This is a genomic window from Streptomyces sp. NPDC017246 (genome assembly GCF_044331325.1).
GTDB lineage: Bacteria > Actinomycetota > Actinomycetes > Streptomycetales > Streptomycetaceae > Streptomyces.
This window is the reverse complement of record NZ_JBIRMW010000028.1, coordinates 1-19,180: the sequence shown is the minus strand read 5'-3', so window position 1 is coordinate 19,180 and position 19,180 is coordinate 1. Positions and strand designations below refer to the sequence as shown.

Annotated in this window: 14 protein-coding genes and 2 pseudogenes; 6 read left to right on the top strand and 10 right to left on the bottom strand. The window is 70.1% G+C overall.

Annotated elements, in window-relative coordinates:
* Nucleotides 1-16: 16 nt before the first annotated feature.
* The 6 genes and pseudogenes from ACH4MY_RS37215 to ACH4MY_RS37190 all read right to left on the bottom strand — a co-directional run.
* On the bottom strand, nucleotides 17-886 hold the full coding sequence (locus tag ACH4MY_RS37215) for an IS5 family transposase (RefSeq protein ID WP_398009153.1): 870 nt from the start codon (nucleotides 884-886) through the stop codon (nucleotides 17-19).
* Between the two features lie 54 nt (nucleotides 887-940).
* The gene (locus ACH4MY_RS37210) at nucleotides 941-1,501 is read right to left on the bottom strand and encodes a GNAT family N-acetyltransferase (RefSeq protein ID WP_398009152.1); all 561 of its coding nucleotides are present in this window, start codon (nucleotides 1,499-1,501) and stop codon (nucleotides 941-943) included.
* A gap of 384 nt (nucleotides 1,502-1,885) precedes the next feature.
* Nucleotides 1,886-2,305: a TetR/AcrR family transcriptional regulator C-terminal domain-containing protein gene (locus ACH4MY_RS37205; RefSeq protein ID WP_398009150.1), complete on the bottom strand. Its 420-nt coding sequence runs from the start codon at nucleotides 2,303-2,305 to the stop codon at nucleotides 1,886-1,888.
* Between the two features lie 58 nt (nucleotides 2,306-2,363).
* Nucleotides 2,364-2,573 (bottom strand): annotated as a pseudogene (locus tag ACH4MY_RS37200) (TetR/AcrR family transcriptional regulator); the annotation flags it as partial.
* A gap of 2 nt (nucleotides 2,574-2,575) precedes the next feature.
* Nucleotides 2,576-2,863, bottom strand: a complete 288-nt coding sequence (locus tag ACH4MY_RS37195; protein WP_398009148.1) for a hypothetical protein — start codon at nucleotides 2,861-2,863, stop codon at nucleotides 2,576-2,578.
* 930 nt (nucleotides 2,864-3,793) lie between these two features.
* Nucleotides 3,794-4,246, bottom strand: a pseudogene (locus tag ACH4MY_RS37190) (transposase); the annotation flags it as partial.
* A 301-nt stretch (nucleotides 4,247-4,547) separates the two neighbouring features.
* On the opposite strand from ACH4MY_RS37190, the gene ACH4MY_RS37185 reads away from it, so the two are divergent.
* Nucleotides 4,548-5,336: an alpha/beta fold hydrolase gene (locus ACH4MY_RS37185; protein WP_398009146.1), complete on the top strand. Its 789-nt coding sequence runs from the start codon at nucleotides 4,548-4,550 to the stop codon at nucleotides 5,334-5,336.
* 1,226 nt (nucleotides 5,337-6,562) lie between these two features.
* On the opposite strand, the gene ACH4MY_RS37180 is transcribed toward ACH4MY_RS37185, so the two are convergent.
* Together ACH4MY_RS37180 and ACH4MY_RS37175 are read right to left on the bottom strand one after the other, a co-directional pair.
* The gene (locus ACH4MY_RS37180) at nucleotides 6,563-6,751 is read right to left on the bottom strand and encodes a hypothetical protein (RefSeq protein WP_398009145.1); all 189 of its coding nucleotides are present in this window, start codon (nucleotides 6,749-6,751) and stop codon (nucleotides 6,563-6,565) included.
* A 628-nt stretch (nucleotides 6,752-7,379) separates the two neighbouring features.
* The gene (locus ACH4MY_RS37175) at nucleotides 7,380-7,811 is read right to left on the bottom strand and encodes a winged helix-turn-helix transcriptional regulator (protein WP_398009143.1); all 432 of its coding nucleotides are present in this window, start codon (nucleotides 7,809-7,811) and stop codon (nucleotides 7,380-7,382) included.
* A gap of 265 nt (nucleotides 7,812-8,076) precedes the next feature.
* Here ACH4MY_RS37175 and ACH4MY_RS37170 point away from each other — a divergent pair, with 265 nt between their 5' ends.
* The 5 genes from ACH4MY_RS37170 (at nucleotide 8,077) to ACH4MY_RS37150 (ending at nucleotide 15,604) form a co-directional block, all read left to right on the top strand.
* Entirely contained in the window at nucleotides 8,077-9,507 is a 1,431-nt protein-coding gene (locus ACH4MY_RS37170) for an MFS transporter (RefSeq protein ID WP_398009190.1), read from the top strand.
* A 660-nt stretch (nucleotides 9,508-10,167) separates the two neighbouring features.
* A complete protein-coding gene (locus tag ACH4MY_RS37165) occupies nucleotides 10,168-11,349 on the top strand; it encodes an acyl-CoA dehydrogenase family protein (RefSeq protein WP_398009142.1) in 1,182 nt (393 codons plus the stop codon).
* A 1,007-nt stretch (nucleotides 11,350-12,356) separates the two neighbouring features.
* Nucleotides 12,357-13,199: an NAD(P)H-binding protein gene (locus tag ACH4MY_RS37160; RefSeq protein WP_398009140.1), complete on the top strand. Its 843-nt coding sequence runs from the start codon at nucleotides 12,357-12,359 to the stop codon at nucleotides 13,197-13,199.
* Nucleotides 13,200-14,879: 1,680 nt separating this feature from the next.
* A complete protein-coding gene (locus tag ACH4MY_RS37155; protein WP_398009138.1) occupies nucleotides 14,880-15,158 on the top strand; it encodes a hypothetical protein in 279 nt (92 codons plus the stop codon).
* A 107-nt stretch (nucleotides 15,159-15,265) separates the two neighbouring features.
* A complete protein-coding gene (locus ACH4MY_RS37150) occupies nucleotides 15,266-15,604 on the top strand; it encodes a hypothetical protein (protein ID WP_398009135.1) in 339 nt (112 codons plus the stop codon).
* Here ACH4MY_RS37150 and ACH4MY_RS37145 read toward each other — a convergent pair.
* Together ACH4MY_RS37145 and ACH4MY_RS37140 are read right to left on the bottom strand one after the other, a co-directional pair.
* Entirely contained in the window at nucleotides 15,595-16,008 is a 414-nt protein-coding gene (locus ACH4MY_RS37145) for a transposase (RefSeq protein ID WP_398009132.1), read from the bottom strand. The genes ACH4MY_RS37150 and ACH4MY_RS37145 overlap by 10 nt on opposite strands.
* A gap of 348 nt (nucleotides 16,009-16,356) precedes the next feature.
* Nucleotides 16,357-18,600, bottom strand: a complete 2,244-nt coding sequence (locus tag ACH4MY_RS37140) for a BTAD domain-containing putative transcriptional regulator (RefSeq protein WP_398009131.1) — start codon at nucleotides 18,598-18,600, stop codon at nucleotides 16,357-16,359.
* Nucleotides 18,601-19,180 lie beyond the last annotated feature (580 nt).

The following is a 19,180-nucleotide window of genomic DNA, read 5'->3' as shown; positions in this document are numbered from 1 at the left end:
TGCGGGCGACCGCTGGTCACAGCCACTGGTGGATCGCCGCTATTTGGACGGTCGCCTCGAACCGGACGGCGAGCTTGTCATACCGGGTCGCGACCGCCCGGTGCTGCTTGAGGCGGCTGATCCCGCACTCGACGGCGTGGCGGGCCTTGTAGTCCTCCCGGTCGAAGGCCGGCGGCCGGCCACCGGAGCGGCCACGGCGCTTGCGGTTGCGGACCTGGTCGGCCGGCTCGGCGATGGTGCAGCGGATCCCGCGTCTGCGCAGGTAGAGGCGGTTGGCGCGCGAGGAGTACGCCTTGTCACCACGTACCCGCAGCGGCTTGCGCCTGGGACGGCCACCGCTGACCTTGGGCACCCTGATTGCTTCGAGGACCGGCTCGAACTGCGGACTGTCTCCCCGCTGACCCGCCGTGACCAGCAACGACAACGGCTTCTGCCCCTGCTCACACGCCAGATGGATCTTCGTGGAGAACCCGCCCCGCGACCGGCCCAGTCCGTGGTCCTCCGGCTCGGTCCCGACTCCTCCCGGGGGCTCCTTCTGCCCGGCACCGTCCCGGCGGGCACCGGCGGCATGCTGATGGGCCCGGCAGACCGTGGAGTCGACGTTCACCTCCCACGTGATCAGCCCGGCCGCGTCAGCCCTTGCCTGCAACATGGTGAGAATCCGGGCCCACACACCCTCGCGCTGCCAGCGGCGAAAGAGCCCGTAAACGGTCTGCCAAGGCCCGTGCTCGTGCGGCAGATCACGCCACGGAACACCCGTCCGAACCCGCCACCGAACTCCATTGATCAACCGCCGCCTGTTCCCGGACCTGCGGCTCACGCCTTCCGCAGGCAGCAACGACTCCAGCACCGACCACTGCTCATCAGAAAGATCCCCACGCCCCACACCATGATCATCACGGCGCGAGGCGTGGACCGGAACCCCGACCTAAAACACGGCCTAGCGGTCGGCGGTCGGGGGCCACTCGCGCCGGAGGAGACCGAAGACCCAGGAGTCGGAGACGTCGCCGTTGACGACGCAGTCCTCGCGGAGGGTGCCTTCACGGACGAAGCCCAGCTTCTCCAGGACCCGGGCGGACGCCACGTTTCGGGTGTCGGTCTCTGCTTGGACGCGGTTCAGATCCAGGGTGTCGAAGGCCCACCGCAGGACGGCGTGCGCCGTCTCCGTGGCATACCCGTGGCCCCACGCGGCGCTGTCGAAGACGTAGCCCAAAGAGGCGCTGCGAAACTCCGGGTTCCAGCTGGTCAGCCCGCACCAGCCGACGAACGAGCCGTCGGAGACGCGGTCGACGGCCACACGCGCTCCCGTGCCTTCCCCTTCGATCGTCCGGCACATCGCGATGAAGCGCTGGGCGCGGGCCGGGTCGGTCCACGGCGGGGAGTCCCAGTAACGCAGCACGTGGGCGCTGCTGTGCAGCGCGTAGAGCGGCGCCGCATCGGCGTCGGTGAACGGCCGCAGTCGCAGCCGGGCGGTGTGCAGTTCGGGGGTGGGGAGTGTCATGAGGAGCATCCTGCCGAATCACGCTCGCCCCCGACCATCCGTTTGTCCGGTCGGTCGGGGCGCGTCCGTCCCCGGTGGCGCCGGACGTGCCGCATGGGCAGGGAGTCCCCAGTACCGTACGGATGGAGGTACGCCGTCCACGTCACCGGGCCGCCCGGCATCGCCGACGGCACGCTCGCCGGTCCTCCGTTCTCGCCCGAGCAGGACATCGCGCAAGCAGCCCTGGTTCGGAGCGGGGGGAGCGCATCCACCGCCGGCTCGACGTCCTCTGGCACGCACCGGATCAACGGGACTGGTGGACCGGCACGGTCACCGTCGCATGGCCGCTCCCACCTGCCCGCGGACAGGGGCAGGGGGCGCAGGCCCGGCGGTGACAGGCCGGCGTCAGGAGGTGTGAGTCTTGAGTCCATCGAGGATGAGATTGAGGCCGAAGTCGAGTGCGGGCCTGACATCGCCGTCGTCGTCTTCCATGGCGCCGGAGGTCATCAGGGACGCGAGGGTGGGGAACTGGTCGGGCTGGATGACCTGGGCGAGGAGGTGCCCGTAGTCGGAGCCGGACGGGACGATCTCGGTGGCGATCCGGGCCAGGTCGCGGACGGCGCTGGAGATGAACATGGCCGTGGTGACCAGGTTCTCAGTGGCGAGGCCGGACTGGGCCAGAGGGCGCAGAAGGGCCTCGAACCAGGCCAGCTCGTTCGGGCCGGTCGGGGCCCCGGTGGTCGCTACGCGCAGCATCCAGGGGTGGGCGAGGTAGAAGTCCCAAGCCGCATCGGCCCAGTTCAGGATCTCGGTGCGCCACTCCATCCCCGAATCCGCCTGGGGGGATGCCCTGCGCCCGGTCGGCCATCAGGGCGACCAGCTGGTCCTTCCCGGGGACGTGCCGGTACAGGGCCATCGCCGTGTAGCCGAGTTCGCCGGCGACCCGTTGCATCGACACCGCACCCAGGCCCTCGGCGTCGGCCAGCGCGACGGCGGCCTCGACGATGCCGCCGACGCTGAGGCAGGACCGCGCGCTCTCCTTTGTCTCCCACAGGAGTCGGAAGGTAGCCGCCGCGCTCTTGTCCGCTGACACTTCTACCGCCGAATCTCCGAGGCCGATCCCGGTTGCCCAGCACAGTGGCGGGCGTTTCGCTGCCGGAGCAGCGCGATGCCGAACGCGAGGACCCAGTAGGCGTAGGGGTTGGCGATGGTGGCCGTGGTGCCCCAGCCGTTGGCGCTGAAGAACCGTCCGGTGTCGTTGCCGAAATACAGGGAGGGGACGAACGCGAGATTGATCAGGGCGATGGCGTACGCGGACCGGGCCGCCCACCGCGACAGCAGTCCTGAGCGGACTGCGGCATACCCGGCGGCCACCAGGAACACCGCAGTGAGGATGCGACCGATCGAGCCGTGCAGGAGGTAGGAGCCCTCGGCGGTGATGGTCGGATCACGGGCACTTCGGCGGCGATGACCTCTCCGGCCTGCAGGGAGTGTGCAACGAAGGTGACCGCGATGTAGGCCAGTGCCGCGTCGTAGGTGAGGTCCGCGACCCAGCCACAGGCCGGGTCCGCCTGGCGGACGAGCTCGCGAACTCCGGTGACGAAGCCCAGAAGCAGGACGAGGACGACGAGGCTGAGCATGATGCGGCTCAGCACGTTGGAGTCGGGCGGTGCCCCGTCATGGACGAAGGAGAGCGGCACCTCGATGACCTGCAGGAACGTGAACGCCACGTCCGTGATTCCGGTGAAATTTCGCAGAGGTAAGCCGCCATGATGCGATGTTGTATATGGCGTAAGCTAAAGTATACGCCGTAAACTCGACTGACCAATCAGAATCTTCGAGGTCGGATTTCAGGTCGACGTCGACATGGACGCCCGCCTTGATCTAGCTGCGGCCACACTGCTTGGCCGCCCCCCTCGCACCGCAGAAGCCGAGTCCAAGGACCAGACCGTCAGGGGGGTGATGAGCTCGCTCCGCCGCGCGCGGGTGGCCTGCTCGCCGTCCAGGCATTAGGGCGCCGGGTGCTCGACAGGGAGGGGAAGGCCGGCCATGAAGAACACGATGTCTGTGTAGTACGCGGAGCCCCGCCCCAGCTCAGGTCGCGCAGCCGGGGCACGGCGGATGTCGGCGCGTCGAAGTCCTCGTACGGCTTGGTGGGGGCGAAGCCGGCGATGGCGAGGGCAGTGGGCAAGTCTCCGGCGAGGCGTGCGGCTTGGGCCAGTCCGAGGCGGGCGGCCCGAGCCGGCCGGCCGCCGCCGTCAGCGACCCGCTGGTAGCCGCGGCGTGAGTCCCCGCTGTGTCCGATGTCGCGGTATGCCTTGGCCCGGTGGGGGAGGGCCATAAGTCCGGGAGTTCACTCTGTCCGCGCTTGCGGCGGTGCGGGATGACGAGTCCGGTGCCCGGGTAGCCGCCGTCGGCGATCGTGACGGTGCTGCCCACGGCGGCCTTGGCGCCGGACTCCTCCCACGCCTTGCAGTCGTTGCGGTTCCCGGCGAGCGGCCGGCCGACCACGACGACCAGGCGGGTGTCGGCGTCGATGACGACCTGATGGTTGGTGGAGTACCGGTAGTTCTTCGACCGCTCGGCGATGGTGTGATCCCGGGTGGGGACCAGGGTGCCGTCCACGATGAGCACGGTGTCCTTGGCGAACCGCTTGCGGGGCTGGAGTGCGAGCAGGGGTCCGAGGTGGTTGATGACTCGGCCGGCCGTGGACTTCGAGACGTCGAACAGCGGAGCGAGTTGCCGCAACGTCAGATTGGTGCGCCAGCCGGTGCGTTGGCGCAGGGGCGCTGGCGCCGTCCTTGGCGTGGACAATCATGTCCGCCTTCCCGTCGGCGCTACCGCCGGGAGCCCCGTCCTGGAACGGTGCGTTCGGTGGGCTGAGCTCGTGCCTGTGGTCGGCGGCGTCATCGGACACTGCGGTCTGCCTGTGCAGCTTCGCCCTTGCTGGTTGGAGGCAGCCTGATTACGGGTCGGCCTCGCCTGAACTCGGTTGCGGTTCCTTCGGGGGAGTTTTGTGGTTCGTGGCGGGCCTTTCGTTCTGCTGGATGGGCTTTAGCCTGATGGTATGGCAGTGGTCAGGGTTGGTGGTGTTGATGTTGTCTATACGCGGCGGGGCCGGGGGCCGGTGGTGGTTCTTGTTCATGGGGCCGGGGTCGATGGGCGTATGTGGGAGCCGCAGGTCGATGCGTTGGCGGATGAGTTCACGGTGGTGGCTTGGGACGAGCCGGGGGCCGGGCGGTCCGGTGCGCTGCCGGTGGGCTTCCGGCTGGAGGACTTCGCGCGTGCGCTCGCCGTGGTGATCGAGGACGTGGGGCTGGGGCCTGCGCAGGTTGCGGGGTTGTCCTGGGGTGGGACGGTGGCTCTGGAGCTGTATCGGTGGCGGCCGGACCTGGTGCGGTCGTTGCTGATGGTGGACACGTATGCCGGCTGGAAGGGTTCGCTGGCGCCGGAGGAGGTCGCGGCCCGGGTGGAGGGGGCGCGGCGGATGCTTGCGGTGTCTGGGGAGGAGTTCGATCCGACGCTGCCCGGGTTATATGCGGCGGGTCCGCCGGAGCGTTTTGCGGTGATGTTGGAGGCGATGAGCCGGGAGGTTCGGCCGGAGAGTATGGCTGTGCAGCTCTCTTTGATGGCTGAGGCCGACGAGAGGGACGTGTTGCCCCGGATTACGGTGCCGACGTTGTTGTTGTGGGGCGAGCGGGATGTCCGTTCTCCTCTGGAGGTCGCTTATGCCTTCAAGGAGGCCATTGGGCATGCCGAGCTGGTGACGATTCCCGGGGTGGGTCATATGAGCAACTTGGAGGCGCCGGAGGCCTTCACTGCGGCGGTGCGCGCCTTCTGCCGTGCGCATGCTTAGTACTCCAGCCGTAGATCTTGATCTTCACGGCCGGGCGGTCGTCTGCCTGCAGTCGTGATGCTGGCGTGGACGTGCTTGATGTCGGCGTCGTCAGTGGGGTCGGCGCAGGGGGTGGGCGTGGCCGTGGATTGGGCGGATCAGTGCTGCGAACAGGTGCTGGATCTCGTTGCCGGTCATGGGTATCAGACCGTCGGGGATGGGTCGGTCGCGGCGTTCGGCGGCCGCGGTGAGGCGAGGAGGCGCGGGCGAGCAGCGCGAGGGCGACCCGGCGGTGCCGGGAGGTCCACCGACGGACTTGGTGTTTGCCCAGTCCGGTCAGGCCCTTGTCGGCTTGGAACGTCTTTTGGACCGTCCATCGCCGTCCGGCGATCCGCACGAGCTCGTGCATCGGCACCGGATGGGGTGAGTAGCAGTGGCAGAAGGCGAGTTCCCCGGTGCGGCGATTGTGGTGGACCGGCAGGCGCCACTGGTCGAACCAACCGGCCGGCGGACCGTGAACCTCGATCGGTGCCCGGTCGTGGTACTGCTCGCCCTTCGCGCCCGCTCCGGCCGACAGTCGCTGCCAGGGTCCGTTTCGGGATCCGTGCGGCCAGCGTCTTGGCCCGGAACTTCCCGGCGTGCGTGATGACGGGGTGGGTGCTGGCGACGGCTGGGACGTAAGCCGGTCCGGCGGTTTTCCGGGGCGGTCCGCGGGTGCGGGTTGTCGCTGTAGACCTGGTATCCCGCGATCCAGCGGGCCGGTGTTCCCGCGTCCGGGGTCCGCTCGACCGTCTGGGTCGCGAGCTGGGGCTGGCGTTCTCGATGCGGCTGGCCGTGCCGTGTGCGGGCGCTGGACGCCGACGGTCCACGTGCCCTTCTTCAGATCGCCCGTCTTGTCGACCAGGAGCACGGCCTCCGTGTCGTGCAGGTGCTCGACCACATAGGCGCGTATGTCGTCTCGGGTCGCGTCGGCGTTCCATTTCGCAGGGTGGAGCGGGTGCTGCATGCCGTCCGGAGTGGTGTCGCCGGTGTGCTCGGCCAGGGTCCAGCAGTTCTTGTGCGGCTGACAGCAGCCCGGAGACCAACTGCCCTACCCGGCGGCGGGGTTCAACTCGGGAGATCCGGCCCGCGATCCGACTCGTGAGGTCCTCGGATGCTTCCTGTCAGTGAGCAGGCATGACACTGGCGTTCGAGGTCGCTGTGTGTTCAGTGGCTGTCCGCACAACACCTGATGATCAATTGCGGTCTCACCTGGTTGGACGCCACCGGATCCAGTAGTCCAGGCCCTCGACCCGGTAGCGGGCCTTGGCATCGAAGCGGACTTCGCCCACCAGCCGCCTCGCGTCGTCCGGCGCCTGCCGGTACGGCGCCAGCAGCAGGGCCAGTTCGTCGTACCGGGCGTCGATCCCGCCCTGGCCCGGGTGGGGCTCCAGCATCGCCGAGGCCGGCGCGGGGCCCGCTGTACCACTCCAACTCGACATACACGCGGTGGAAGCCGTCCGCGATCAGCTGTACTTCCTCCCAGGCCTCAGCCACACGTGCAGGCTACCGACGAGCGGCTTCGGTATCCATGATCACGATCTGCGGCTGGAGTAATAGGCCGTTTCCTTTGGGGTTGCTGTGCCGGCCGGGTGAAGGTGGCTGCGGGGTGGAGGGTGGTGGTCTTGTTGTGTCTGGTGGCGGGGCCACGTCAGTGCGTGGGCTTGTTGACGTGTGGCTCGGCGGTGTTCTGCTGTTTGTGAGTTTTGCGGTCGAAGGCGGCGGGTGGCCGCCGCTGCGCCTGGGCGGGTAGGGCTGTGATGGCCTTTTTCCGGGTGCCGTCGGCCGCCCACATCCGCAGGCGGTGTGGGCGTCCTGTCGCGACGCGGGGTGTTCCGGCGGGTTCGTCCGGGGCGTGTCGGTGCGGTGCTTGAGCGCGAGGGCGTCGGTCACCTGATGGTGATCACGCCGACGGCCGCCCCGTTGAGGTGTCCGGTCGGGCGGCGACGATTCGATCCGCGTCGGCTGCGTGTCAGTCGGCGTTGTGTGTCAACCCACGATCCGGTGATCCGGGCGGGTTGGGTTTTAGGTGGGTTGGTTGTGTTGGCGGTTGTCGTAGGCGGTGCGGGCTGCGGTGATTTCGTGTTGGTGGTGTTCGGTCCAGTTGACGAGGGTTTGGATGGTGGTGTGGAGGGTGGTGCCGAGGGGGGTGAGGGTGTAGTCGACGCGTGGGGGGATGACGGGGTGGATGGTGCGGGTGATGAGGCCGTCGCGTTCGAGTTGGCGGAGGGTGACGGTGAGCATGCGGTGGCTGATGCCTTGGATGTTGCGGTGGAGTTCGGAGAAGCGCAGGGTGTGGCGTTCGAGGTGGGCGATGGTGAGGAGGGACCATTTGTCGGCGACGCGGTCGAGGATGTGTCGGACTTCGCAGCCTTCGCGGGTGTCCCATTGGAGGACGTCGTAGTCGTGGTCGGTTCCTGTGCAGTGACCTGGTGACTTTAAAGTGCGTTCTTCCATGGTTCCTCCACGGTGCCGCATGATGCGGGTGGTTTCAAGTGGGAACCGGGGCTGGTGTGTTGACGGCCCGGGGGCTGCCGGGTGTTGTGGTGGTGTGGGTGTGTTCCGGTGGTGGTTGGGCGGGTTCTCACGCGGGCTTCAAGGTGGCGTCAAGCGGTGTGGTTTATGAATGCGGCTGGTTCCCCTTTCTTTTGTTGTTCCTTCGCGTGCAAGGAGAAATTCTGTGTCCACACTGCCATCCCCCTCGGGCAGCGGTACCGACCGCATGAGCGGGCGCGCGTGGGGCGTGCTGTTCGTGCTGTGTGGCGCGATCTTCCTCGAGGGCATCGATGTGGCGATGCTGAATGTGGCGTTGCCGTCGATCCGTGAGGATCTGGACATGTCGACGGGCATGCTCCAGTGGGTGATGAGTGCCTATGTGCTCGGGTACGGCGGGTTCATGCTGCTGGGCGGGCGGGCGGCGGATCTGTTCGGCCGTCGTCAGATGTTCGTGTTCTGGCTCGTGGTGTTCTTGTTGTTCTCCGGTCTGGGTGGTTTCGCGACCGAGGGCTGGATGCTGATCGTGGCCCGTTTCGTGACGGGTGTGGCGGCGGCGTTCATGACGCCGGCGGGTCTGTCGATCATCACGACGAGTTTCGATGAGGGTCCGCAGCGCAACAAGGCTCTGCTGGTGTATTCGGGTACGGCCGCGGGCGGGTTCTCGATCGGTCTGGTCGTGGGTGGTCTGCTGGCGGCGGTGAACTGGCGCTGGGTGTTCTTCGCGCCGGTGATCCTGTCGCTGCTGATCCTGATCGCGGCGGTGGTCCTGATCCCGAAGTCGGCGCGTCCGGACCGTACGGGCCAGGGTGTGGACCTTGCGGGTGCGGTCAGTGTCACCGGCGGCATCCTGCTGCTGGTCTTCGGTGTGGAGCGTGCCTCGCACGTGCCGGCGGCCTGGACGGTGGGGACGATCGGGGCGAGTCTGGTGCTGTTCCTGGTGTTCGTCGCGGTCGAGCGGAAGTCGTCCTCGCCGCTGGTGCGGCTGGGGATCTTCCGTAACGGCTCGCTGGTCCGGGCGAACCTGGCGGGCATGCTGTTCGCCGCGGGTTTCTTCGGCTTCCAGTTCATCGCGGTGCTCTACCTGCAGGAGCTGCGCGGCTGGTCGACGCTGCAGACCAGTTTCGCCCTGATCGTCATCGGTGTGGACGCGGTCCTGTCCCCGACGCTGACGCCGAAGCTGGTGGCCAGGTTCGGCAACGCCCGGGTGATCTTCGGCGGTCTGCTGCTGGCCGCGCTGTCCTACGCCCTGTTCCTGCCGGTGGGCGCGGACTGGACGTATCTGGCGATGTTCCCGAGCCTGATCATCCTGGGTCTGGCGTTCTCCCTGGCCTACGGGCCGCTGACGATCGTGGCCACCGACGGTATCGCGGAGGAGGAGCAGGGCGTGGCCGGCGGTCTGCTGTACACGTCCTTCCAGTTCGGTGCGGCGCTGGGTCTGTCCTCGGTCGCCGCGGTCAACATCGCGGCCACCGACGGCACGTCGCCCGCTGATCTGCTGGACGGCTACCAGGCCGCTCTGGTCGTGCCGCTGGTCGCCGCGCTGGTCGCCGCGTTCATCAGCGCCTTCGGTCTGCGCAGCCGGGCCGGCGCCGAGGACGCCGTGCCCGCGCCGGCGGAGGTCCCCGGTTCGGCCGAGCGGGTCGAGGCTGGGAGGTAGCCCTCACCCTGCCCGTAGCCGTTCTGCCGCAGGTGCGGCGGCCGCTGATACCTGCGGCCGCCGCACCGGTAGTGGCCGCACGGGTAGTGGCTGGAGCGGGGTTCGTCCTGCCGGCGGGTGCTGTATCCGCGGTCCCGCGCCGCCGCCCTTGTTCCGTCAAGCCGTGACGACACGTGCGCGAGCAGCATTGCCCTGGCCACCATGCCCCGGTCGGCCGGGGCAATGCTCTTTCCCGGCCTTCCGGCCTTCCGGCCTTCCGGCAGGGGTTGTGTGTGGTCTTCGGGGGGTGTGTTCAGGTGGGCCGGGGTGGTGCTTTTCGTGGTTCCGGTGGGTTGTGTGTGCCGGTGTGGCCGGGGTGAACCCTTTCCCGTTTTCCCTGCCTTTTCTGGCTTCTCCGGCTTTTCCGGCTTCTTTGGTGTTGTGGTTTCTGGGTCTTTTGGTTTCTTTGTTTTCTGTTCTGTTTGGGGTGCCGGCCGGGGGTTCGGTTGGTTTCGGGTGGTGGCCCATTGGGTGGTAATCGGCTGCTCGGGTTGGTTTTCCGGGTTTCGGGAGTGCTGGGTTACCTGTGCGTGAGTGTGGTTCCGAGAGAATACGAATGCCCGTCGGCGCACAGGGAATCGCGCCGTAAAGTTGCTGCGGCAAAATTTCTGAGGAGACAGGATGACCACGACCGACAGTGCCGTCACCGCGGTGCTGGACGAGGTGACAGGCCTCGCCGACACGCTTCGCAAGAGCGGGCCCGAGGCCGAGGAGCGTCGCTGGATCCCGGAGGAGAACGTCGAGCTCCTGGACAAGGCCGGTGTGTACCGGCTGGCGGTCCCGCGGCGTTTCGGTGGCCTTGAGGCGCCGGTCGCCGACCAGGTCAGGATCCTTGGCGAGATAGCCCGGGCGGACACGGCCACCGGCTGGGTGTCGATGATCTGGGTGTCCTCCGCCTGGGTTCCCAGTCTTTTCCCCGACAAGGCCCAGGAGGAGGTGTACGCCGGTGGTGCGGTGCGTGTCTCGACCGGTTTCACCCCGTCGGGCACGCTGACGGCCGGCGAGGACGGCTCGTACACGCTCAGTGGTTCGTGGAAGTGGCTCTCCGGGGCCCGTGGCGCGAACTGGGCCCTGCTGTCGGCTCTGCTCGTCGGCCCGGACGGGACGCCGGCTCCCTTCGCCGCTCTCGTTCCCTTCCATGAGCTGTCCATCGCCGACGACTGGCACGCCGCGTACGGCGCGGGTACGGGCAGTTCGACGGCGACGGCCGAGAACGTGTCGGTTCCGGCGCACCGGGTCGCCAGCCTGATCGAGATCCTCGGCGGCACCACCGGCGGGCGTTCGAACACCGGTGCCACCGGCCGTAACTACGCCTTCGTGCCGTTCTTCATGGCCCAGGGCGCGTCCGCCTACATCGGGATCGCCAAGGGCGCCTACCAGCTGTTCCTCGACCGGCTGCCGGGCCGGGGCATCACCTACACCTCCTGGACCGACCAGAGCCAGTCTCCGGTCACCCAGATCCAGGTCGCGATCGCCGCGAACAAGATCGCGGCGGCCGAGGCGCTCCAGGACAACTGGCTGCGCCGGCTCCAGGAGCACGCGGACGCGGGGACGGGTCCGTCGGTGGAGGAGCGGGCCGCGGCCCGCGGTACGGCCGCGTTCGCCATCCAGCTGGCGAAGGAGGCGGTCGACGAGCTGTTCGAGGCGAGCGGCGCGTCGGTGATCATGCGGGATGTGCCGTTCCAGCGCTACCACCGGGACATCAGGGGCCTGGCCCTGCACGCCCTGTTCGCGTTCAACACCAACCAGGAGGTCCACGGACGGGCCATCCTCGGGCTCGCCCCCGACACCCCGTTCCTGTGACCGCCGTCCCGGGCGGCCCGGTCACCTCGTGATGCGCCGCCCGGGCGTCACCCGTCATACTCCGCCCGGGCGTCACGCCCCAATACGCCGTCCGGGCGGACCGGACGGCCCGTGACCCACCCCCTCCGGCCGGCCGGGCCCGGGTACCTCGTGACACCCCTCTCCGGCCGGCCCGGTCCGGGCACCTCGTGGCACCCCTCTCCGGCCGGTCCGGGCCGGGGGCCCCGTGACACACTTCTCTGGCAGGTCCGGGCCGGACATCCTGTAACTCATCCCTGCGGCCGGCCCGGACAGTCCGTGATGCGCCGTCCGGGCCTGCCGGGGCGACCGGGCCGTCCGGAGTGATCGTGGCGACCGTGCCATTCCGGCCGGTGGCCGGTGTACTCCGCCGCCACTGGATCCTGGCGGCCGGAACACTCGGCCCTCGCGATGCCGTGGTCGTCGCGGTGTTGTGGCCGCGGGGGCATCCGGCCGCGGCAATGCTCGGGTCACCGGGGTGGTTGGGTCGGCGGAGTGTTTCGGCTGAAGGTGTGCTCCGGACGCCGGAACACCCCGGCCTTCGGAACGCTGCGGTCATCACAGTGCTTTGGCCCCCGGGGCACTCCGGTCGAATGGAGCGCCCCGGCCGCCGCAGCACTCGGCCGCAGCAGACACCCCGACGCCGTAACACCTCGCTCGTCACAACGCTCCGGTCATCGCGGTGCGTGGGCCGACGGCGTACTGCGGCTGAACGGTGTGCTCCGGCCGGCAAAGCGCCTCGGCCCGTAGCAATGCTGCGGCCGCCGCGGCACTCGCGGGTTTGCGGCGCCGCGGTCATCGGGGTGCTTAGGCCGGCGGGGCGTTTCCGGCTGGCGGGGTGCCCTCTGGTCGGTGTGTTGTTTCGGGTGCTGGGCTTTTCGGTTGAACGGGGCGTTCTGCTGCCGTTCCGCTCCGGCCGGCCGGGCCGCCCGCACGCGTGGGCGGCCCGGTTTCGTACATCTCTCTCTGTGCAGGAAGGCTCGATTGCCATGACCGACACCACCGTTCTCGTCCTCGGCGGTACGGGAAAGACCGGCCGCCGTGTTGTGAACCGGCTGAGGGAACGCGGTGCCGCCGTGCGTGCGGCCAGCCGTTCCGGTGACGTCCGTTTCGACTGGGACGATGTGAACACCTGGGAGCCCGCGCTCGCCGGTGTCGACGTCGCCTATCTGGTGGACGCGCAGGACAAGCCCGGTGTCTGGGACGCCGAGGCCGCGCTGCGTGAGCTGTCCGGCCTCGCTGTCGCCCACAAGGTCCGCCGGCTGGTGCTTTTGCAGGCCCGGGTGAGTGAGCCGGTCGGCGGGAAGTCGCTGATAGCCGGCGAGGCTGCTGTGAAGGAGTCCGGTGCGGAGTGGACCGTGCTGCGGCCCAACTGGTTCTTCCAGAACTTCGACGAGGGCGTGCTGCTGGACGGGGTGCGTTCGGGGGAGCTGTCCCTGCCCGCCGGGTCGGGCCGTGAGCCGTTCGTCGACACCGAGGACGTCGCCGCCGTCGCGGTCGAGGCCCTGCTCGCCGACGGCCACGCCGGCCAGACCTACGAGCTGAGCGGCGCCCGGGCCCTGACCCTGGAGGAGGCGGTGGGGGAGATCGCCCGGGCCACCGGCCGGGACATCCGCTACGTGCCCGTCGAGCACCAGGCCTACGTGGACGAGCTCGTGAGCTACGACGTGCCCGCCGACTACGCGCTCTTCGTCGCCGATCTCGTCGCCCAGATCCGCGACAACAAGAACGCCACCCCCACCGACACCGTCCGGCGCGTGCTGGGCCGTGAACCCCGCGACTTCACCGACTTCGTCCACGACGCCGCCGCACGCGGCGTCTGGAACGTCTGACCCCACCCCCGGCACCCCCCCCGCCAGGCCCTGCCTGGGGCCCTCACCCCGGGACCCCACCCCGGCACCCCCACCAGGACCCCTGCCCGGGACCCTCACCCCGGGATGTCCTTACCCCCACCAGGACCCCTGTCCGGGACCCCACCCCGGTACCCCCGCCAGGACCCGTGTCCGGGACCGCCCCCGCGAGGGGATCCCCTGGCGGGATCCCCTCGCGGGGGCGGGGCCGTTGCGAGGTCCGGCATGATCGGGCCCGGCTCGTTGTCGCCGCATCCGGCCGGGCTGCCATACGGCCAGGTCGGCACGTGTTTTCTTGCCCCTTCGGGACCGGTGGTCCATCGGGAGGACCTGACGGTGAAGCCGGCCGGTATCAGGGCTGTTGACCTGCCCCAATGCCGCAGGTCAACGGCCTTGGGGCAGCCTTCAGCGTCGAAGTGCGCCTCGGTCTTCCCCAGGGACGTGATCGTCGGGAGCTGAAGGCCACGGGCGGTTCCGAGCCCTGATAGTGATGCGGGTCTGCACGTCGTGGCGCTGCGGGGCGGCGGGGGATGACCCGGCACGGATCAACGGAACTCCGCCCGAACCGGACGGCCTTCCCGAGTCGCCTGCGCCGCGCCAGTTTTGAGGGTCCGTCAGTCTGGCGAGCACTGACAACCGCCGGCGGTACGGGGGTCGGCGACGGGGTCGCGAACGCCCTCGGTGTGTCGCCTCAGCCGGGCTGCTCCACGCTGGCAGGGGGGTGAGATGCCTCCGCTGGTGGAGCGGTTGCGGATGCTGCCTGATCCGTCTCGGCGGTGCGGGTGTGCCGCAACCTGTTCATCCATGCCGGTGGTTCTTCTCGCCCCGGCGGTCGGTAGGGGCCGGCTGTCCTGTCCCTGTGCGGAGAACGGGCCGGGGCCGGTGAACGCCCCGCAGGTGCGTGCCGCCCCGGCTGTGCGCGCCAGGGCCATCGTCACCCTGGGCGGGTACGTCGTCCCGCCAAGTGCCTTCACAGTCAAAGGTGTTACCGGCTGTGTCTGCCCAGGCGGCCTGGCCGCCCTTCACCGGCAGCACCGCTCCCCGAGGCGCCCGGCCGGCCCCGGTGGCCGTGGACGGCAGGGCCGCCCGCGGGCCGAGGCGGCGCCACCAGGGCCCGGCCGCTCACCTTCCTGCCGCAAGGGCCGGCCAGGGACGCACGGTCACCGGCCTCGCGCTGGACTTCCCGCATGCCGTCCAGGCCGTGCCCGATGCCCGCCACCGCACCGGCCCCGAAAACCGGCGCCCGCACCCGCCGGAGCGTCGACGTGCATGCCGGCGTGCCCTCGCGCCGGGCCTCGCCCCGGCACCCGGGCCCACGCGTCGGGTCACAGTGGATCACCGGCGACCGGTTCCGATGCGTCCGCGGCCCGTCTTCCGCGGGGACGCCTCCAGGACCCGCACCGTCCACGGCCCCGGCAGCCTGGCGTCCCTGGGGAACTGGGACGTCGACGTCCTGCGCGCTGCCGGAGACAGCAACGCGTCGCCGGCCTCCGCCATGCCCCCCGGCCCTTCACCCGGCCGCCCGGCTTCCTGTTGTTCCAGATCCGGCTTGGTTCACGAGAAGCGGTTCTGGTCGACTTTCTGTCGAGGCTCACGGACAGTGATGTCAGTGGTGTGTGATGGGATCGCCGGACTCTGCTGTTGACCCGCTGGGAGACCGTTGTGACGTCCTCGAGTCGGTCCCTGACCCGTGCCTTGGCCGAGGCTCTGGTCGATGTCCTGTGGTTCATCGACGGCATCGACGACGAGCAGACGGATCAGGACGACGCGGTCAAGGTCTTGGAGGGCGTCGCCCACGTGGTCAGCACGCTGCCGAGTGATCAGCGGCAGGAGCTGACCGCCCTGCTCGGGGAGATGGCGGCTACCGAGACCGGCTCCGCTCGCCGTGAGTTCCTGGAGGAGTTCCCGGAGGGCTTCGGGCTCATCGACGATCTGCCCTGAAGGATCTCAGCCTGCCGTGCAAGGCAGGCACCCGACCGTGCTGTGGCGGTTGGTCTTCCACCCAGACTCATCATCCATGAACTCGACGATGTGGGACAGGCGGCATGGTGAGACGCGAGAAGGAGAAGAAGAAGCGGCCCGCCTGGGGCATCCCGAAGGGGATCTTCCTGTGTGCGACGCCGGAGGGCTGGCGCACCAGCGTCCTCACCGGAAGCGGAAATCTCTGCGGCCGGCTCGACGTGCCGATCAACACCGACCCGCACGACGCGCGGGCTGCGGCGGTGGTGATGGTGACGGAACTCGCGCGCGACTTTTGCGACACCGACGTGGAGGTGAGCTGGGATCCGCCCCGGGAGCCCTGGTCATGGACCGCCCAGGTCACCCTCGCCGCCGATGACGAACCGCCCTTGCCGGAGCCGAAGGGTAAACGGCAGGCTCAGGAGTAGAGCAGGACGCGCCTGTAGAGGAGTTCGAAGCCGGCTCGGCCGAACATCTGACGCTTCAGCATCTTGATCCGGTTGACACGGCCTTCGACGACTTCGGAGTTCCACGGCTGCGAGAGTCCGGCAGTGACGGCGTCGAGGTCGCGTTCCAGATGCCGGGCGAATCGCTGGAGGCCGGGCAGGCCGGTGGAGGTTGCCGCTTCGATCCATGCCGGCAGCTGGTGGCCTTGCGGCTGGGTGAGCATGTGGGCGAAAGAGCGCACATGCTCGGTGAGCGCGTCCAGTTCAGGCCAGCCGGCCACTCTCGGCCGGGGCGTCGGGGCGGGTGAGGTCCAGCGGGTGATGCGTGGGCGGATGGCGGCCGGGGCCGACCGGCTGGGGCTCACCGCGTAGGTTCCGGCTGACACAGGTACGGACGCTGCCGTAGCCGTCTGGGCAGCCCTGTGCCTTGGTCTCTTCCCATAAACCGGCGACCGCGCCCAGGACGAGGGGAACAGGACCCGGCCCGTTACCCCTTTCCCGCTGCCCGTTACCCCTGCCCGCTGCCCGCTGCCCGCTGCCCGCTGCCCGCTGCCCGCTGCCCGCTGCCCGTGCCCCGGCCCGCGCCCGCTGCCCGCTGCCCCGGCCCGTGTCCGGGCCCGCGCCCGGGCCCGTGTCCGGGCCGGTATCCCGGGCTTGCCGGGGAACGGGCGGTGATACGACGAAGGGGCCCCCGCCCGGTCACCGGCAGGGCGGCCCCCTCCGCGGCGTCCGCCTCACACGGCGATACTGCGCCTGCGCGCGGATGCCGGGGGCCGGACCGGCGCCGCCGTTCCCAGGCGGTCCGTCTGCGGGGGCAGCAGCGTCAGAGTCGACGCCCGGTGCTTCCCCCCGCCCCAGCCGGGACGCCGGTCGAGGAGTTCGGGCCGCGCCGTGGCCACGGTCAGCAGCGGCGCCGTACCCGCACCGTCGGACAGCGACTCCAGCCGGTCCAGCACCACATCCGGCGCCCGGTGGGCATCGTCGACGACGACCACGACCGGTTCGAGCGCCGCCGCCGCCGTCAGCAGCTCCCCCCACACATGCAGCACCTCCTCCCGCTCACCCGCTTCCACCACAGCCCCGCTCGCCGGCAGCAACGGCAGCAGCCGCCGGTACATCTGCGCACGCCGCGCCTTGGCCATCGGCAGCCGCCAGACAGCCGTGGCCAGCTTCGCCCGGCACACCGCGACCGCGTCCTCGGCCAGCACACCGCAGTACCGCGACAGGATCACCGCGGCCACCGACAGCGGCTCACCCACGCCGGTGGCCCGGGCCGTCAGCACCCGCACGGGCGCCGGCGACTGCACGGCGATACTGCGCTCGAACTCCGCCAGCAGATGGGACTTGCCCACCCCCGGCGCCCCCAGGACCGTCACCAGATGCGGAACGGAACTGTGCCGGGCCCAGTCGAGCAGCCCGTTGAGCACCCCCAGCTCGTGCTCACGATCGGTACGGAACGCCGCTTCGTCCCCCAGCACCCCCAGAACCTGCCACGCCTCGGAGGAGTCGTCCGCCGACTTCGCCGCCACCGACGCCGCGGTCGCCAGCCGCGCCGCACCGCTCATCCACACCTCACCGTCCGGTACCCGCCCCAGCATCGCCCGCCCGTCGTCCAGCAGACTCCCCACGGCGGAGGGCCGCCCGGCCTCCACCCCCGGACGCAGCCGCACCAGCGCCCTGCCGGTGGTCACCGCCGCCCGGAGCGCACTCTGCGTACCGACCGAGAACCGCTCCCGCAACGCCAGCGCCGCCCGTACCGCCCGCTCGGGATCGTCCTCCCTGGGCCCCTCGACACCGAACAGCGCCAGCGTGAGCGAGCCGATCGCGGCGACCACAGTGCCGCCGAACCGGGTGATGACATCCTCGACCGTGAGCAACGCCGTCTCGATCTCCCCGGCCGCCACCTCGTCCAGACTGCCCAGCCGCAGCCCCACCAGCAACGCGCTCACCGGAATCCGCTCACCCGCGGCCACACCGCCCTGACGCGGCACCACGACCGGCACGGGGGCCGCGGACTGCCCACCCCCGGCCCCCGCCCAGGCCGTCCCCGGCACCCCGGCCCCCGTCCCGGCCGTCCCCGGCATCCCGGCCCCCGTCCCGGCCGTCTGCGGCATCCCGGCGCGCGGTCCGGCCGCGCCCGGCGTGAGGGTTCCTGGTACGCCCCCACCCGCGCCGGACGCTCCCGGCGCGCCGGCCCGCGGCGCGGCAGGCGTCGTGGCGGGTTCGCGTGGGGGAGTGGTGGCCTCCGCGGCCAGCGCGGGGTCGTGGGTCAAGATCGCGTGCTGCAGGGTACGAAGACCGTGGCCCGGTTCCAGGCCGAGGTTCTCCACCAGGGAAGAACGCACCCGTTCGTACACCCCCAGGGCATCGGCCTGCCGCCCGCAGCGGTACAGCGCCAGCATCAGCTGCCCGCGGGCCCGCTCACGCCAGGGCTCCGCCTCGGCCATCATCGTCAGCTCACCGAGGATGGAATGATGGCGACCGCACTCCAGTTCGGCTTCGAAAAGGTCCTCAAGGACATCGAGGCGGTCCCGGCGGGCCGCGTCGAGCTCCGGCCAGGCGATACCCGACTCCGCGAGATCGGCCAGGAGCGGGCCTCCCCACAAGTCCAGCCCCTTCCGCAGCAGCCGCGACGCCTCCTCCGGCGCACCCGCCGCGAGTTCGGCCCTGCCCGCGGCCACCCACGCACGGAAAACCATCAGATCCACGGCATCGGGGTCGACCCGCAGCATGTAACCGGGCGCCTTCGTCACCAGTTCCGGCGCACCCGAAGCCCCCGGACCGGCGTTCTCGGCCAGAATCGTCCGCAGTCCCCATATCGCGTTGTGCAGGATCTTCCGGGCCGTGGCCGGCACATCCTCCGATTCCCACAGGGCGTCCACGAGCTCACTCGTGGCCACCACCCGGTTGGAATTCAGCAGCAGATAGCCGAGCGTCGCACGCTGTTTCGTACCCCCCAGGGCAACAGGCCCGTCCACCGATATCGCTTCCAACGGCCCCAGCAACCTGAACCTCATTGCCCCCCCGCTCCAAGGTTTGACGTGCATTCGAAAAGAACACCCACGGGCCGAACCAGGCCGCCGATCCTTGACGCGCCGGAAGGCCTGTGGCACTCCCGCAGATTTCCCCCACCCTCTCACCAGCCCCTTGAAACAGTCTTGAGCAGCGCGTGACAGGAATATCCTCACCCGCACAAGGGGAAGCCCGGAAAGAAAAAGAACGTGAAACCCATGGTCGACAACGAAGTCGGCCGACAGCACACCGAAGACAACAAGCCGACGCCGCCACGGCAATTCCCCGGCCGCCCTCGCCCGACAAGGCGGCCGGCCCGGCCCGACAAGGCGGACGGCCGCCGTCGTACTCCCGGCGGCCGGCCGGCCGCCCCCCGCCCCCCCCCCCCCCCCCCCCGGGGCCGGGGGGGCGCCCCCCCCCCCCCCCCCCCCCCCCCCCCCCCCCCCCCCCCCCGCCCCCCCCGCGCCCCCCCCCGGGGGGGGGGGGGGGGGGGCCCCCCCCGCCCCCCCCCCCCCCCCCCGCCGCCCCCCCCCCCCCCCCCCCCCA